This is a genomic window from Haloferax larsenii (assembly GCF_024730625.1).
Classification (GTDB): Archaea; Halobacteriota; Halobacteria; order Halobacteriales; family Haloferacaceae; genus Haloferax; species Haloferax larsenii.
In genome coordinates this window covers 2,879,944-2,895,808 of record NZ_CP078063.1, presented here as the reverse complement: position 1 = coordinate 2,895,808, position 15,865 = coordinate 2,879,944, and the positions used below count along the sequence as shown (strand labels likewise).

Genomic DNA, 15,865 nt, shown 5'->3' with positions numbered 1-15,865 from the left:
TACGATTCCACAGACGGACGCATGGGTGAAGAAACGCCGCGTTGACTATGCTATCGTCGAATTCGTGACCGTCTCGATGGGTGATAGAATGTCGTAGCGGGAGCGACTCGGGCCCGTGAATCGCGTCAGTCGCTGACCGGTACGTCGACACCGACAGCAGGGCGGGTAACGTCGCGGTCGGTCGTTTCGCCGTCGATGTCGTACGGGTACTCGCCGGTGACACAGCCGAGACACAGGTCTGCGCGGGACTTCCCGAGCACCTCGGAGATGGCGTCGATAGAGAGATAACTGAGGCTGTCGGCGGCGATGGTGTCGCGGACGTCCTCGACGGACTTGTCCGAGGCGATGAGCTCTTCGCGGGTGGCCATGTTGATACCCATGTAGCACGGCGCGACGATAGGCGGGGCACCGATACGCATGTGAACTTCCTCTGCACCCGCCTCGTAGAGAAGTTCGACGAGTTGGGTCGAAGTCGTCCCGCGGACGATGCTGTCGTCGATGAGCGTGACCGACTTTCCTTTGACGGTGCTCTTGATGGGGTTGAGCTTCAGGCGCACGGCACGCTCGCGTTCGTCCTGTGTCGGCATGATGAACGTCCGGCCGACGTAGCGGTTTTTCATCAGGCCCTCGGCGAACTCGACGCCTGCACCGTCTTCCTGTGCAGCGTCGGCGTAACCGGAGGCGAACGCCCGCCCGGAGTCGGGGACGGGCATGACGACGTCTGAATCTACACCCGCTTCCTCCCAGAGTTTGCGACCGAGTCCGCGACGGACTTCGTAGACCAGCGTGTCGTTCATCACGGAGTCGGGGCGCGCGAAGTAGACGTGTTCGAAGAAGCAGTGGGCCGTGTTCTCGCGTTCGACGAGTTGATACGAGTCGAATCCGGAGCCGTCGGGAGACAGAACGACGAGTTCGCCCGGTCGAACGTCGCGGACGAGTTCTCCATCGAGTGTGTCGATGGCCGCAGATTCGGAGGCGAGAATGTAGCCGTCGTCGACTTTGCCAATACAGAGCGGGCGATTACCCTCGGGGTCGCGCACGCCGAGGACTGTCTCGTCGTGCATGATGGTCAGCGCGTAGGAGCCGTGGATACGCTCCATCGTTCGCTTGACAGCACGGACGAGGTCTTCTTCGAGGAGGTTGCGCGCGAGGTCGTGAGCGATGACTTCGGTGTCGCCCGTCGACGTGAACGCGTGCCCGTGATTCTCCAACTCGTCGCGCAGTTCGTCCGCGTTGACGAGGTTCCCGTTGTGTGCGAGCCCGAGCGACCCGGACTTGAACGAGACGGCGAACGGCTGCGCACAGGACTTCGTCACGTCGCCGGCGGTTGGGTACCGAACATGACCGATGCCAGTCGTCCCCTTCAGCCCGTCGAGGTCGTCAGGACCGAACGCGTCGCCGACGAGGCCCATCTGGACGTGGCTGTGCTGTTGAAACCCGTCGTGGGTGACGATGCCTGCCGACTCCTGTCCCCGATGTTGGAGGGCGTATAGGGAGTAGTACAGGGGTCGTGCGGCGTCTCGACTGTCGAGTGCGACGCCGACGACGCCACACTTCTCAGTCAGTCCGCCGATGTGGTGGGAGTCGTCCCGCCCAGTTGCCATACCAGATGGTAGGGAATCCATGGGGTAAAAAACCCGTCCTTATGCAGTAACCACGGGTTTTCTAACCCTGAATTATCCAAGTTCTTGTATATTATTGCTCGGGAGCGACAAATCTGTGCGGCGAACATTTCCCGGACGGAGCACTCCCTCGACGGCCTGCGTGCTATCCAAGTGACAAAAACACGTGGCAAAATTGCCGCGTCGAGAGGACGTTCCGTTGGAACAGGTGTGCGACGCTTCCCGAAGGAGAGGTAGTAGCCCGGCTAGTGGTAACTGGTAACACAGTTGCAGAACGAACCGGGTGTCAGGAAAGTTGCTGTCGGTGCCCGCCGAAAGCGGCGAGACAAAAGACAGAAACGGTCGAATCGACCGTCAGTGTGTTCGTTAGTTGTCGCCGGACTTCGACTGCCAGGCGTAGCTACGACGCTTCTTCGACTTGCCGAAGCCACAGGACGAGCAGACCTTCTTCTTCACGTGGTAGGACTTCTCGCCACAGCGACGGCACTTGACGTGCGTCGTCTTGTTCTTCTTTCCTTGGCTAGGGGTTCCTGCACCCGTCATGCTTTGATGGTCACGACGTTATCGCCGCGTATAATGGTTGTGTCTTCGACTTGCTCGAGTTCGATATCCCCGGGCATGGTGTCGTCGAGTGACTCTTCGAGAACGACGTTCATGTGCTGGTCGTAGCCAGCGAGGACGCCGTAGTATGCGCTGCCGTCCTTGAGAGTAACGGTCACCGGTTCGTCCAGTGACTCTTCGAGGACGTCGAGAGGTCGACCGCTCATGTTTGAACTCCGTCTCGTGGTTATCTTAAAGGTGCCGGACCGAAGGTCACGTCACCCCACGTTCACGCCCATTTGGTAGGTGATAATCCCAGTTAGTGACGACCTCCGTCTCGCAGTTTGTCCGTATCGGCCTCTCGATGTGTTGCTTGAAAACTTAGTTCGAGACAACGTTGCTTGCGATTCACAATCATGTGTCCGGGTGGGACTACATTATCGTCCAGCAGCAGTTCACACCAATTCACGAACATATTCCGGCGTCGTCGGGCGAGCAGGCGGGCGCAGTGAACCCACGTAGTTTTTAGTACCCCCGTGAGTAGTTGGGAGTACCACAAACCCGCGGGTAAGTGCGGGTGTGCCCGATTCGAACCAGATGCGGGCCGCCTCGCACGCGGGGTCATTCGACCGACGAGCTGCAAGACGCCGGGGCCGGTGGCCCCCAGACACCCGTCTTTCCGTGAGCACCTTCGCCACATCGTGGCTTTCGATGCTCGGAATATCGAGAGATAAACCATGGAAATTGAAATTGCAACCATAGGCGGATACGAAGAAGTTGGCCGTCAGATGACGGCAGTCCGTGCGGGCGACGACGTCGTCGTCTTCGACATGGGCCTCAACCTGTCGCAGGTTCTGATCCACGACAACGTTGAGACCGAAAAGATGCACAGCCTCGACCTCATCGACATGGGCGCCATCCCGGACGACCGTGTCATGAGCGACCTCGAAGGAGACGTGCAGGCAATCGTGCCGACGCACGGCCACCTCGACCACATCGGTGCCATCTCCAAGCTGGCACACCGCTACGATGCGCCCATCGTCGCGACACCGTTCACCATCGAACTGGTGAAACAGCAAATCGAGGGCGAGAACAAGTTCAACGTCAACAACGACCTCGTCAAGATGGAAGCGGGCGAGATGATGTCCATCGGCGACTCCGGACAGGTCGAACTCGAGTTCGTCCACGTCACCCACTCCATCATCGACGCCATCAACCCGGTCCTCCACACGCCGGAGGGTGCCGTCGTCTACGGTCTCGACAAGCGGATGGACCACTCGCCGGTCCTCGAAGACCCAATCGACATGAAGCGCTTCCGCGAAATCGGCCGCGAGGGCAACGGCGTCCTCGCCTACATCGAGGACTGTACGAACGCCGGTCGAAAGGGCCGCACGCCCTCTGAGTCCGTCGCTCGTCGCCACCTCAAGGACGTCATGACCTCCGTCGAGGACTACGACGGCGGTATCGTCGCGACGACGTTCTCGTCGCACATCTCGCGTGTCTCCTCGCTCGTCGAGTTCGCCAAGGACATCGGTCGTCAGCCGGTCCTCCTCGGCCGCTCGATGGAGAAGTACTCCGGCACGGCCGAGCGCCTCGGCTTCGTCGACCTGCCGGACGACCTCGGCATGTACGGTCACCGGAAGTCCGTCGACCGCACCTTCAAGCGAATCATGAAGGAAGGCAAGGAGAACTTCCTGCCAATCGTCACGGGCCACCAGGGCGAGCCGCGCGCGATGCTCACCCGTATGGGCCGCGGCGAGACGCCGTACGAGATTGAAGACGGCGACAAGGTCATCTTCTCGGCACGGGTCATCCCGGAGCCGACCAACGAGGGCCAGCGCTACCAGTCCGAGCGCCTCCTGCGCATGCAGGGAGCTCGCATCTACGACGACATCCACGTCTCTGGCCACCTTCGTGAGGAAGGCCACTACGAGATGCTGCAGGCACTCCAGCCCAAACACCTCATCCCGGCTCACCAGAACCTGAAAGGCTTCGCTCCGTACGTGGACCTCGCGGAGAGTCAGGGCTACGCCCTCGGCCGCGACCTCCACGTGACGCGGAACGGCAACATGATTCAACTGGTGGACTGATGAGCCCTGACGCGACGGAACAGCGAGTGCTCGAAGCGATTCGCGAGCGACGCGAACTCGTGAACGAGGCACTCGACGAGGACGTGCCGATGGCGGAGCCGGAGCGGCTCTACGAAGCCTCTCGGTACCTCCTGAAGGCTGGCGGCAAGCGCCTTCGCCCGACAGTCTCGCTCTTGACGGCCGAGTCCCTCGCCGACGTCGAACCGATGTCGGAAGACTACCGCGCGTTCCCGACGCTCTCGGGCGACGCCATCGACGTGATGGTCGCCGCCGTCGGCATCGAAGTCATCCAGTCGTTCACGCTCATTCACGACGACATCATGGACGACGACGCCCTTCGTCGCGGCGTTCCGGCGGTCCACAAGGAGTACGACACCGAGACCGCCATCCTCGCGGGTGACACGCTGTACGCGAAAGCCTTCGAACTGCTGACGAAGACTGGGTCGGACCCGGCAGACGGCCTCGAAGCCGTTCGTCGACTCGCGACCACGTGTACGCAAATCTGCGAAGGGCAAGCGCTCGACATCGAGTTCGAACGCCGGACCGAGGTGCTCCCCGACGAGTACCTCCAGATGGTCGAACTCAAGACGGCAGTGCTCTACGGCACTGCGGCCGCCATCCCGGCGGTCCTCATGGGTGCCGACGACGACGTGGTCGAGGCACTCTACCAGTACGGTCTCAAGTCGGGCAGCGCGTTCCAGATTCAGGACGACGTGCTCGACTTGACGGTCCCGTCGGAGAAACTCGGCAAGCAGCGCGGTTCTGACCTCGTCGAAAGCAAGGAGACCATCATCTCCCTCCACGCGCGCCAGCAGGGCGTCGACGTGGACGACCTCGTCGAGGCCGAGACGGCCGAAGAACTCACCGAAAGCGAGGTCGAATCCGCCGTCACCGACCTCGAAGCGGCCGGTAGCATCGACTTCGCGCGCGACATGGCCCAAGACCTGACCGACCAGGCCAAGGCCCACCTCGACGTCCTCCCGGACAACGAGGCCCGTGACCTGCTCCGCGATATCGCGGACTACCTCATCACGCGCGGCTACTGAGGACGCAGCCCGCGGCGACCACCGAGTCCGGCTCGGTGGGAAGCGTCGCACTCGCCGTTTCTCTCTTGAACGTGCCAAGTGAGCCGTGCAGTTGCTACCACGCGACTCGTGCAGTAACTGAAAACGAGTTGTAACGCTGTCGTCGCAACACATATCTATTCACAAATGCTAACATGTGCCGTACCCCTGCCCGCGCGAGAATTACCCTTCCCGCAATCCGGGCCTGTTTTTACGCGCGCCGCGGAATCGGACGATAATGGACGACGAGCTTCGAGAGCGCGTAGAGCGAGAAGCGGAGAAACACGCCCTCCTCAACGCGGTCAAACACGACAGCGACGCCGACGTGGGTGCCATCATGGGCCCACTGATGGGCGAGAACCCCGACTTCCGTCAGCACGGCGGTGAGATTCCGGGCGTCATCGGCCCGGTCGTCTCGGAGGTCAACAGCCTCTCGAACACCGAAAAGCGCGACCGACTGGAAGACCTCGCGCCCGAGGAACTCGCCGAGATGGAAGCGGAAGACGAAGAAGACGACTCGCTGCTTCCGGACCTGCCGAACGCCGACGAGTACGACGAGGTTCGCATGCGCGCCGCGCCGAACCCCAACGGCCCGTGGCACATCGGTCACGCCCGCATGCCGGCCGTCATCGGGACCTACAAGGAGATGTACGACGGCTCCTTCATCGTCCGGTTCGACGACACCGACCCGGAGACGAAGCGCCCCGACCTCGACGCCTACGACGCCATCCTCGACGACATCGACTTCCTCGGCTTCGAACCCGACGACGTGATTCGCGCGTCGGACCGTGTCGAGACCTACTACGACCACGCCCGCGAACTCATCGAGATGGGCGGCGCGTACACGTGTTCGTGCTCGGGTGAGGACTTCTCGAACCTCAAAAACGACGGGAAGCCGTGTCCACACCGCGACAAGGACGCCGAGACGACCCGCGACGAGTTCGAGGACATGGTCGCAGGCGAGTACGCGTCTGGCGAGATGGTTCTCCGCGTCAAGACCGACATCGAGCACAAGAACCCCGCGCTTCGCGACTGGGTCGCCTTCCGCATGATTGACACGCCGCACCCACGCGAGGAAGCCGCAGACTACCGCGCGTGGCCGATGCTCGACTTCCAGTCCGGCGTCGACGACCACCTCACGGGCGTCACCCACATCATCCGCGGCATCGACCTGCAGGACTCCGCCAAGCGCCAGCAGTTCGTCTACGACTACTTCGACTGGGAGTACCCCGAGGTCATCCACTGGGGCCACGTGCAGGTGGACGCCTACGGCGTGAAGATGTCCACCTCGACGCTCAAGCAACTCATCGACGACGGCGAACTCGACGGCTGGGACGACCCGCGCGCGCCGACGCTCAAGAGCCTCCGCCGCCGCGGCATCCGCGGACAGGCCATCGTCGATGCGATGGTCGCGCTCGGCACGTCCACCTCGAACGTGGACCTCTCGATGAGTTCCATCTACTCGAACAACCGCGACCTCGTGGACGACGAGACGGACCGCTACTTCCTCGTCCGGGACGGGGAAGAATTCGCCGTCGAGGGCGGCCCCGACACGGCCCACCCGCCACTCCACCCGAGTTTCGAAGACCGCGGTACCCGCGACATCCCCGTCGGCGACAGCGTCCTCCTCGAATCGGGCGACGTACCCGCCGAAGGCGACCGCGTCTGGCTCAAGGGCTTCGGTGCCGTCCGCCGCGAAGACGACACGCTCGTCGCTACTGGCGACGACCTCGACGTGGTCCGCGAGGGCGACGTCGACGTGATTCACTGGGCACCCGCCGACGGTGTCTCGGTTCGGATGCGCACGATGGATGGTGACGTGACGGGCGTCGCGGAACCCGACTTCGCCGACGTCCCTGTCGACGAACTCGTCCAGTTCGAGCGCGTCGGCTTCGTCCGCGTGGACGACCGCGGTGACGACGAGACTGTCGTCTACTTCGCGCACAAGTAACGCGGCCTCACTCGGGTCAGGTGCAGAGCCTCGACCGGGTGTTTCTACCTACCTTCCCGCAGCAGTTCTTTCGAGCGCCGCAGAACCCCAGAACCAGTTACCCACTGGGATATATTTTAAGGTTTCATTCAAGCAACAAACAATATATAGGATGGCTATCAAGTCAATGGCAAGATGGGATTTCGCTCTGCGAGTGAGAAGACGAGCGAGGGCCAACAGTCCTCGGTCGTCCCGTCGATTCAGGAGTTGACAGGTAGGTCTGACCGTAGTCAGCGCGGTGGTGGGTCGCCGACGGCACAGGACTCCACAGCTCAGTTCGGCTTGGAGATGTATCGCCCCGGAATGGAGGTCCAGGTGCAACGCCTCGTCCAGAGCCACGGCGCAAGCCAAGTGAGACAGTGGGCCGACGAAGGCATGACCGTGGACACGATGGGCAAACCGCGGGACATGCGACAGTTCCGCGAGCGTCAGCAGGAACGCCCTGCTGAGGTTCCGAAGGATATCGAGCGCCGGAACGCGAAGTCGGTTCAGCGCAGTCGCGGCGCGCATCACGAAGCGTCGAAAGCCGGTGACGCGCAGGTTCCCGACTCGGTTCGAGACGTGATTTCCTCGCCCGGCCAGCAACTCGATACGAGCATCCAGCGCGCGATGGAAGAGCGCATGGGTGACAATCTGGGTGACGTTCGGATTCACACCGGCCCGAGTGCTGCGAAAGCCTGTGAGGACATCAACGCTCGTGCCTTTACCGTCGGCAATCACATCGCGTTCAACCACGGCGAGTACGACCCGAGTTCGGCGGAGGGACAGCACGTCCTCGCGCACGAGTTAGCGCACGTTCGCCAGCAGACCGGGGGCGCGGTGTCGATGCTGCCGCAGAAGGGTGAGTTAGAGATTGACCCGGACGAACGTCTGGAGCGCGAAGCCGAAGAAACCGCTCAGCGTGTGATGCGTGGCGGTAAAATCGGCGTTCATCGGATGCAGCAGTCCGATGTCCACGTTCAGCGGATGACTGGCGCAGAAACCGTTCTTGGCGGTGCAACTGCACTGGTGGCCAGTCAGATGATGATTCCGAAGATGCTGGAGGAAGGCGAGCAGTTGCAGGAGATCAAGGAAAACTGGGATGATATCGACGGCCACGAAGTTGCCTATGAAGGATTCAAAGCTCAAATGGCGGCTTACGCAAACATCATCCCGGGCGTCAAAGGCGTGCGCGCCGCGAAAAACAACGCGCAACAGCAGTTAAAAGATATCAGCTTCCAAGACCGGCTCGCCGAGGCCAGCTTCCCGGAATCGTGGATGAAGCAACTCGGTGAGATGGACCCACCAGAAACATGGCTCGACGAAGCCAGACGAGTTGCCCAAGAGGTGTCTGATGGGACTGGGTCGGAAACTGTGCTCGGTGAAGGAGGAAATGTCTAGAAATGAAAGCCGTAATTACTGGAGAGAATGACAAATTAGTTGGCGTCAACCTGCGAGATAATGCTGGTGCTGAACACATCCTTGACGTAAGAAAGAGGGATGGGCAAATAACAGGACATCAGCAAGACGGCTACCCGGACGACCCGAGTGAGCGGACAAGAGCCGAAAACATCCACGTCAATCAGGCTCGCCGCTTTGCGAAGTACTGGGTGTACCGCAAGCGGGGATACGACACGGTTCCTCCAACGGAGAATCCGGATCGCATCACAGCAGCCGCAATTGCTCTGACACCGCTGGCACCCGAAGTTGCGGAGGCGCATTTGGGAGACTATTATCAGCACTTCCAGAGTATCAATGGAACTGTTGATTCGCCCATCGAGATGCCCGAGGGCGTCCCCGAACAGGGTGGTGGAACAGTCTACCAGAAAGACATCTACGTTGGTCTCGAAGATGAGACTCTGGGGACAATCGCGGCCGATATCCTTGCTGACCCCAAACTGATGGAACTGGTCAGCAAGTCCGTCGGTGTTGGCGGAGAAACTCCGGTCGGAGCAGAGTTCGTTCCGACCTTCAAAGAGCTAATCGCAGAGGCATCCGACCGAGACCCTGACTCACTCCCAAGTCTCAGCGAGGGACTCCTACTGGAAGCTACCTCGGGCATTCACGTACACTGGGATGACCCGCCGGGAGAGTACCATACCCAATGGGGAGACCAACCCGACCTTAATCGTGACCCGGCCGCCCGCATCGAAATCTTCCCCTTCGAGCCGGACTCGATTACCGAACTGCAGGCCCAAGTCGCCAGACACCTGCTGTGCCAGATTCGGGATTGCTATCTCACGATGGGAATCGCGCCACCCGAGCAGTTCCGTATTCTCGGCCACGGTCGCCACGAGGCTACGGGGCTATACGCCAGCTACGACATCTACGATGAATACTTCGACCCCAACGCCGAGATTGACACGTGGTACGTAGAGAACACACCCGAAGGTGCCTACGAACACGAGCCCGCTAACAAAACCGTACAAACCAAGGCCTGACCCTCGGCGAATTTATCCTCCGGTATCTCGGGGACCGATTGGCTAGTTCGACTGCTGAAAGCTTCTGAAGACATCAACGCCCGAGCATTCACCGTGGGCAATTACTTCGCGTCCACTTACTGGGGCAAACACAGATAGCGAACACTCGTTTTACCGCCGACGCCATCATACCACCACTCGTGACGCTCGTTGACCTCACCCGCCTCGTCGAATCCGGGATGCCGACCTATCCCGGCGACCCGCCAGTCGCCGTCGAATCGCACGCCGACTTCGACACCGACGGCTATCGTGTATCGCATCTCGAACTCGGAACACACGCCGGGACGCACGTCGATGCACCATCTCACACCGAACCGGACGGGCGAACACTCGACACCTACGCGGTCGAAGACCTGCGCTTTACCGCGCGAGTAGTCGACTGCCGTGGCGTCGGCGCGGGAGAACTCGTCGGACGCGACGCGGTTCCCGATGGGGCGGTCGACGACGTGGACTTCCTCGTCTTCCGAACTGGCTGGGAACGCGAGTGGGGAACCGAGCGAATGACCGACCATCCGGCACTGGCACCCGAGACCGGGCAGTGGTGCGCGGACCACGGAGTTTCGGTCGGTATCGACGCGCTCAGTCCCGACCCGACCGGTGGCGACGGCGTTCCAGTTCATCACGCGGTCTTGGGGGCAGAACTGCTCATCGTCGAGAATCTATGTGGGTTGGAGGCGCTTCCAGTGGACCGCGAGTTCGACCTCTTCGTGATGCCGCTTCGGGTCGACGCCGACGGAGCGCCTGCGCGAGTCGTCGCGGAAGTGTGAGTCGGGGGCAGGGTGAAGTGCGAGTCAGAACACGACAGCGAGGACGAACCCGACCAGCATCGAGAAGGTCAGGAACACCTGCACTGCCGACGAGGCGAGGACGCCCACGGTCGCGTAGAGTGCCCGAAGACCGCTCTGTTCGGCGTCTTCGTGTTCGAGATACTCGACGACGAAGACGGTCCCGGCGACGCCGACGAAGATGCCGAGCGGGCCGAGGACGAACATGAGGACGAACCCGACGACCGCCGCGAGCAGCGAGGTTCGGTTCGACGCACCGCCGACGCGGGCCGCGACGAAGCCAGCCCCGTAATCGGCCGCGAGAGCCACGACACCGACCAACAAGAGGCCGACGACGCCGAGCAGACTGGGGTCGCTGAAGCCGGTCGACCACCAGTAGAGGAGGACGGCGACGACCGAGAAGAGCGCACCCGGGAGCAACGGGAGCACACTCCCGACGATTCCGAGGACGAGGAGGGCGATAGCAATCCAGAAGAACAGGTCCATGTCGGGTCAGTTCGAGCGGGAGGGTAATCACGTATTCGACCGGTGGTGAACGAACACACTTCCTGGGGTACCGACGGTTATTCGGGGTATGATTTATTGTCTCGTCGATGAATGGTACTTACTAACATGGCTATCGACCCTAACTTCGAGCAGAACCGAGAGAAGGTCGGCGAAGAGAACGGCGTCGCCGTGTGGGGACCGGTCGACCCGCCGGAGAAACTCGGCATCCACGGAACACACGTCGCCGTCGACTTCGACATCTGTCTCGCCGACGGTGCCTGTCTCGAAGACTGCCCCGTCGACGTGTTTACCTGGGTCGATACCCCGGGACATCCCGAGTCAGAGTTGAAGGCCGAACCGACACACGAAGACCAGTGTATCGACTGTATGCTCTGTGTCGACGTCTGTCCGGTGGACGCTATCGACGTCGACCCGGGGCGCGCAGGGCGCATCTGAGCGCGCTGTCCTGACACGGTACGCCCACTATTTCGATGTTTCGCGGCCGTTGAGCCGCTGCCTTCGCTGAATTTCCGCACGAGTTGCACAAAAGATTATTATGAATCTGAGGTCACACTAATGTGAGGGAAGTTCTCAATGCACACAGTCGTACTCACGAAAGGCGTTCCTGACTTCCGGGAAGGCCAGGTATCGTTCGACGAGGATGGGCACCTCGAACGGGGGAAGACGCCCACAGTGATGAACCCGAACGACCAGTTCGCTCTGGAGGCCGCGCTGCAAACACGGGTTCGACACGGGGGTCGGGTCAGCGTGATGAGCATGGGACCGCCGGGATACAAGGAGGTGCTACAGGAGGCGATGGCATCGGTGTACGCCGACGACCTCTTTCTCGTCTCCGACCGTGAGATGGCCGCTGCCGACACGTGGGCGACGGCGATTACACTCAGCGCGGGCATCGAGAAACTCGGCGAACCCGACATCGTATTTGCTGGATTCAAGACGGCTGACGGGGAGACAGGCCACACCGGACCACAGGCAAATTGGTGTCTCGACATGCCGCTTGTCACCCACGTCATCTCGCTGGATGTCGACGAAGAGGAGGGTATCCTGCGAGCGAAACGTCTCGTCGAGGGCGATATCGAAGAGATAGAGACGGTCGAGACGTCGCTTCCGGCGTTCGTCGTCACCGACCCGGAGTTCGTCCCGTCGTATCGCTCGGCGGGCCACCGACTCACACTGAAGGACCTCCGCGAAGAGACGAAAGAACGCGCCGAACACTACGAAGACCACCTGACGGTCTGGGACCACACCGACGTCAACCTCGACCCGGACTACATCGGTCTCGATGGGTCGCCGACTATCGTCTCCTCCGTGGACCCGATACCGAAGGCACCTGCCGAGCGCGAGGCGACGATGGTCGACCCCGACGACTCGGAGGCTATGGACGACGTGCTGGAGGCGATGCAGTCTGCACTTGCCGGTGACGCGGCCGCCGCAGGAGGTGACTGACCGTGACCGACTTCGACCCGGGAGACCACGAGATTGCAGAGCTCGGGCCAGCTATCAAGGACATCGATAACGTCGCCGAGTTAGAGGAGATTCTCCAGAAGGAACACCGCGGCGAGAACCGCGCCGGAGCCATCGCACTCATCGAGAGTCGTATCGAGAAGTTCTCCGAGGACGACGAGGAACCGGCCGACGCCGACGGTCTCGACCTCTCGGAGATGAGCGCGGCCGACGTCGGAAACGCGCTCCAAGGCATCGACGACATCTCGGACCTCGAATCACTCCTCGAACGCGAGGAGTCGGGTGAGGACCGCGGGTCGGTCAAGCGTCTCATTCAGAACCGTATCGACTCGGTACAGGGAAGCGACGAGGAGGCCGCGGAGGCCGAAATCGACGAGCGCCCGCCCGAGGAGCGACACCCGGACCTCGACCACCCGACGCGGGACAAACGCCACGTTCGGGCGCTTCGCGGCGGTGTCTACCGCGACATGTGGGTCTACTGCGAGACGCAGGCGGGCGAACTCATCGACGTGTCCAAGGAGATGCTCGGCAAGGCCCGCCAACTGATGGACCAGTACAACGACGACTACGACGAACAGGAACGAGTCGTCGCGGTCCTCATCGGCGACGACGTGTCGAAACACGTCGAGGACGTCGTCGCGTACGGCGCAGACGTGGTCGTCGTCCGCGAGGACGACCGACTCGGCCGGTTCCAACACAAGGCCTACACGGAGATATTCTGCGACATGGCGCGGGCCGGCGCGAGCCACGACGGCGGCGAGGTGACCGGTGGCCGCGACGAAGACTGGCGCGACTACGACAAGCCACGATACGTCCTCTTCCCGGCGACGAACAACGGCCGCGACCTCTCGGCGCTCGTGCAGGGCGAACTCGACTCGGGTCTCGCGAGCGACTGCTCCGGGCTCTACATCACAGAAGAAGTCATCTCGAACCCCGTCAAGACCGGCGTCGCCGGGGAGAAAAAGGAGTTCGAGCGCATCCTCCACATGAAGCGCCCGGACTTCTCCGGGTTCGAGTACTCGACGATTCTCTGTATCGACAACCCGACCAGAGAATTCCACCCGCAGGGTGCGTCGGTCATCCCCGGAAGTTTCGACGTTCCGGACCCCGACCCCGCGCGTGAGGGACTCGTCGTCGAACACGACGCGCCGCTCGACGACGACTGGTTCCCCGTCACAGTTACCGACTTCGACCAGTTAGACGAGGGAATCGACCTGACCGGCCACGACGTTATCGTCGCGGTCGGCCGTGGTATCGGCGACGACCCGACGCGCGGCATCGAACTCGCCCAAGAACTCGCGGGGCAGTTCGACGACGCCGAAATCGGCGTCACACGCGGTATCGTCACTGGCTCGTACCAATTCGACGGCCACGTCGAGCAGTACACCCACGAAGACAGACAAATCGGTGAGACGGGCCAGATAGTCGCGCCCAAACTGTACATCGCGGCGGGCATCTCGGGTGCCGTCCAGCACAAGGTCGGCATGGACGAGTCGGACACTATCGTCTCTATCAACACCGACCCGAACGCCCGAATCAGGGACTTCTCCGATTACTTCATCGAGGGCGACCTCTTCGAGGTGCTCCCGCGTCTGACCGAGGCGCTGAAAGAAGGGCAGTTAGGGGAGGCAATCGCCAGCGACGGGGGAGACACGGCGGCTGAGGGAGGTGACACGCGATGACTGAATACGAACACTACGAAGCACTCGTCGTCGGGGCAGGCCCCGGCGGTGCCGCGGCAGCAGCGACGTTCGCCAACTACGGAATCGAGACGCTCGTCCTCGAACGCGGGGTCGAAGCGGGGTCGAAGAACGTCTCCGGCGGACTCATCTACGCCGAGGAGTCGGCCCCGTACACCATCGACGACCTCTTTCCCGGCTTTCGGGAGGAGGCGGCAGAGCGACCAATCACCACCTACCGAATCCACAACATCGCGGGTTCGAAGGTGGAGTCGTTCGACCTGACGCGACTACACGAACACGACACCGAGTGGTCCGACGCCGTCCTCCGCCGGAAGATGGACTCGTGGCTGGCCGAGCGCGTCCACGAGCGAACGCGCGAGACCGGCGGCGGCCTCTTGACCGACGTTCACGTGAACGGCCTCCTCCGCGAAGACGGGAAGATAGTCGGCGTCACGACGGACGAACTCGACCCGATTACGGCGGATGTCATCGTCGCCGCCGACGGGGTGAACTCGGAACTCGCCCGCGACGCGGGGCTGATGGACTGGGACGAACCCGAAGAGTGGTTCCAGGGCGTCAAAGCCGTCGTCAATATGCCCGCCGACGTCATCGCCGACCGGTTCGACGTGGGCGAAGACGAGGGCGCGGCCCACCTCTTCTCTGGCGACCTGTTTTCGGGCGTCCGCGGCGGCGGGTTCCTCTACACGAACCGCGAGTCGCTGTCGCTGGGCACCGTCTTCCACCTCGACAGTCTCGTCGCGGAACGGGCCGAACCACACGAACTGCTCGACGCCATGCTGACCCACCCGCTTCTCGGGCAGTGGTTAGACGAAGACTACGTCGAAGTCGAGTACAGCGCCAAACTCGTCCCCGACTCGAAGAAGGTCGCACTCCGCGAACCGCACTTCGGTCGGCTCATGGTCGTCGGCGACGCGGCCGGGCAGATGCAGGCGCAAGGCCCCATCATCAAGGGGATGAACCACGCTGTCAGCGCGGGGGCGCTCGCAGCAGAGGCGTACGCGCAGGCGAAGTCCCGAAACAGCCCGGAAGACGCCGGGACACTCTACGCGAAAAAGCTCAAGCGCGAAGGCGTGATGCAGAAACTCCGCCCGCAGGGATACGAGCTGATGCGCGGCATCACCGAGCGCGACTCGGTCACTGACCTCGTCGACGGCGTCCTCACCTCGTCTGTCGGCCGGTTTGGGATTCGGGCGCTCTCGGGGCAACTCGAACGCCTCTACAACACGCCTGCGCTCTCGTCGATGATTCCCGACACGCGGACGCCGTACGTCACGCTCCCGACGGTCATCGCCGAGGAACTCGGCACGAAAATTCGGGAGACGAACGACGTGTCACCGCCGGACCTCGAAGCCCGCATCGAGAACCTCACCTACGACACCGACATCGGAAACCCCCACATCACGGTTCTCGACAACTCCTTCGAGGCGAGTGGGGCTGCTGTGTCGGCCTGCCCCGTGAGTGCGGTCGACTTCGGCGGCGGCTGCTACCGCGAGGAGTTCGTCCGAACCAACGGGTCCGAAGAGCGTGTCGTCAGCCTCGACACACAGCCCTGTGTCGAGTGCGGCACCTGCGCCGTCGTCGCCGACACGGAGTGGACCCACCCGCGCGGCGGGAAAGGCGTCGAGTTCAATCAGGGGTGAG

At 62.1% G+C, this 15,865-nt stretch carries 14 protein-coding genes; 10 read left to right on the top strand and 4 right to left on the bottom strand.

The annotated features are described in order from the left end of the window. Positions 1–125 precede the first annotated feature (125 nt). The 3 genes from purF to KU306_RS15030 all read right to left on the bottom strand — a co-directional run bounded on the left by purF (position 126) and on the right by KU306_RS15030 (position 2,389). On the bottom strand, positions 126–1,604 hold the full coding sequence (gene purF, locus KU306_RS15040; protein ID WP_007543426.1) for an amidophosphoribosyltransferase: 1,479 nt from the start codon (positions 1,602–1,604) through the stop codon (positions 126–128). Between the two features lie 384 nt (positions 1,605–1,988). Further along, entirely contained in the window at positions 1,989–2,165 is a 177-nt protein-coding gene (locus KU306_RS15035; protein ID WP_004042936.1) for a 50S ribosomal protein L37e, read from the bottom strand. Then, positions 2,162–2,389 carry an LSM domain-containing protein gene (locus KU306_RS15030; RefSeq protein WP_007543428.1) on the bottom strand — a complete coding sequence of 76 codons (228 nt, stop codon included), beginning with the start codon at positions 2,387–2,389 and terminating at the stop codon, positions 2,162–2,164. Before KU306_RS15030 ends, KU306_RS15035 begins: the two co-directional genes overlap by 4 nt. A 510-nt stretch (positions 2,390–2,899) precedes the next feature. On the opposite strand from KU306_RS15030, the gene KU306_RS15025 reads away from it, so the two are divergent. From KU306_RS15025 to KU306_RS15000, 6 genes are all read left to right on the top strand, one after another. Then, the gene (locus KU306_RS15025) at positions 2,900–4,252 is read left to right on the top strand and encodes a ribonuclease J (protein WP_007543429.1); all 1,353 of its coding nucleotides are present in this window, start codon (positions 2,900–2,902) and stop codon (positions 4,250–4,252) included. Continuing rightward, on the top strand, positions 4,252–5,298 hold the full coding sequence (gene idsA3, locus KU306_RS15020) for a geranylfarnesyl diphosphate synthase (protein ID WP_007543432.1): 1,047 nt from the start codon (positions 4,252–4,254) through the stop codon (positions 5,296–5,298). The genes KU306_RS15025 and idsA3 overlap by 1 nt, the downstream gene beginning before the upstream one ends. 256 nt (positions 5,299–5,554) lie before the next feature. Then, entirely contained in the window at positions 5,555–7,267 is a 1,713-nt protein-coding gene (locus tag KU306_RS15015) for a glutamate--tRNA ligase (RefSeq protein WP_258302396.1), read from the top strand. A gap of 342 nt (positions 7,268–7,609) precedes the next feature. Next, positions 7,610–8,686: an eCIS core domain-containing protein gene (locus KU306_RS15010; protein ID WP_425499529.1), complete on the top strand. Its 1,077-nt coding sequence runs from the start codon at positions 7,610–7,612 to the stop codon at positions 8,684–8,686. A 2-nt stretch (positions 8,687–8,688) separates the two neighbouring features. Then, on the top strand, positions 8,689–9,726 hold the full coding sequence (locus tag KU306_RS15005) for a DUF7958 family protein (protein WP_258302394.1): 1,038 nt from the start codon (positions 8,689–8,691) through the stop codon (positions 9,724–9,726). A gap of 179 nt (positions 9,727–9,905) precedes the next feature. Next, positions 9,906–10,532, top strand: a complete 627-nt coding sequence (locus KU306_RS15000) for a cyclase family protein (RefSeq protein WP_258302393.1) — start codon at positions 9,906–9,908, stop codon at positions 10,530–10,532. Between the two features lie 24 nt (positions 10,533–10,556). On the opposite strand, the gene KU306_RS14995 is transcribed toward KU306_RS15000, so the two are convergent. Continuing rightward, positions 10,557–11,036 carry a DUF456 domain-containing protein gene (locus KU306_RS14995; RefSeq protein WP_007543452.1) on the bottom strand — a complete coding sequence of 160 codons (480 nt, stop codon included), beginning with the start codon at positions 11,034–11,036 and terminating at the stop codon, positions 10,557–10,559. Between the two features lie 126 nt (positions 11,037–11,162). On the opposite strand from KU306_RS14995, the gene KU306_RS14990 reads away from it, so the two are divergent. The 4 genes from KU306_RS14990 (at position 11,163) to KU306_RS14975 (ending at position 15,864) form a co-directional block, all read left to right on the top strand. Further along, complete coding sequence (locus KU306_RS14990; RefSeq protein WP_007543453.1) at positions 11,163–11,492, top strand: 4Fe-4S dicluster domain-containing protein; 330 nt, start codon at positions 11,163–11,165, stop codon at positions 11,490–11,492. 138 nt (positions 11,493–11,630) lie between these two features. Beyond that, the gene (locus tag KU306_RS14985) at positions 11,631–12,503 is read left to right on the top strand and encodes an electron transfer flavoprotein subunit beta/FixA family protein (protein WP_258302392.1); all 873 of its coding nucleotides are present in this window, start codon (positions 11,631–11,633) and stop codon (positions 12,501–12,503) included. A gap of 2 nt (positions 12,504–12,505) precedes the next feature. Further along, the gene (locus KU306_RS14980; protein WP_258302391.1) at positions 12,506–14,203 is read left to right on the top strand and encodes an electron transfer flavoprotein subunit alpha/FixB family protein; all 1,698 of its coding nucleotides are present in this window, start codon (positions 12,506–12,508) and stop codon (positions 14,201–14,203) included. Then, positions 14,200–15,864, top strand: a complete 1,665-nt coding sequence (locus tag KU306_RS14975; protein ID WP_258302390.1) for an FAD-dependent monooxygenase — start codon at positions 14,200–14,202, stop codon at positions 15,862–15,864. The genes KU306_RS14980 and KU306_RS14975 overlap by 4 nt, the downstream gene beginning before the upstream one ends. Position 15,865: the final 1 nt, after the last annotated feature.

Bases quoted from the DNA above. Each gene is read 5' to 3' on its own strand.
- KU306_RS14990 (WP_007543453.1), top strand. From the start codon at position 11,163: ATGGCTATCGACCCTAACTTCGAGCAGAACCGAGAGAAGGTCGGCGAA.
- KU306_RS14975 (WP_258302390.1), top strand. From the start codon at position 14,200: ATGACTGAATACGAACACTACGAAGCACTCGTCGTCGGGGCAGGCCCC.
- KU306_RS14985 (WP_258302392.1), top strand. From the start codon at position 11,631: ATGCACACAGTCGTACTCACGAAAGGCGTTCCTGACTTCCGGGAAGGC.
- KU306_RS15010 (WP_425499529.1), top strand. From the start codon at position 7,610: ATGGAGGTCCAGGTGCAACGCCTCGTCCAGAGCCACGGCGCAAGCCAA.
- KU306_RS15015 (WP_258302396.1), top strand. From the start codon at position 5,555: ATGGACGACGAGCTTCGAGAGCGCGTAGAGCGAGAAGCGGAGAAACAC.
- KU306_RS14995 (WP_007543452.1), bottom strand. From the start codon at position 11,036: ATGGACCTGTTCTTCTGGATTGCTATCGCCCTCCTCGTCCTCGGAATC.
- KU306_RS15030 (WP_007543428.1), bottom strand. From the start codon at position 2,389: ATGAGCGGTCGACCTCTCGACGTCCTCGAAGAGTCACTGGACGAACCG.
- KU306_RS15035 (WP_004042936.1), bottom strand. From the start codon at position 2,165: ATGACGGGTGCAGGAACCCCTAGCCAAGGAAAGAAGAACAAGACGACG.
- KU306_RS15025 (WP_007543429.1), top strand. From the start codon at position 2,900: ATGGAAATTGAAATTGCAACCATAGGCGGATACGAAGAAGTTGGCCGT.
- idsA3 (WP_007543432.1), top strand. From the start codon at position 4,252: ATGAGCCCTGACGCGACGGAACAGCGAGTGCTCGAAGCGATTCGCGAG.
- purF (WP_007543426.1), bottom strand. From the start codon at position 1,604: ATGGCAACTGGGCGGGACGACTCCCACCACATCGGCGGACTGACTGAG.
- KU306_RS15005 (WP_258302394.1), top strand. From the start codon at position 8,689: ATGAAAGCCGTAATTACTGGAGAGAATGACAAATTAGTTGGCGTCAAC.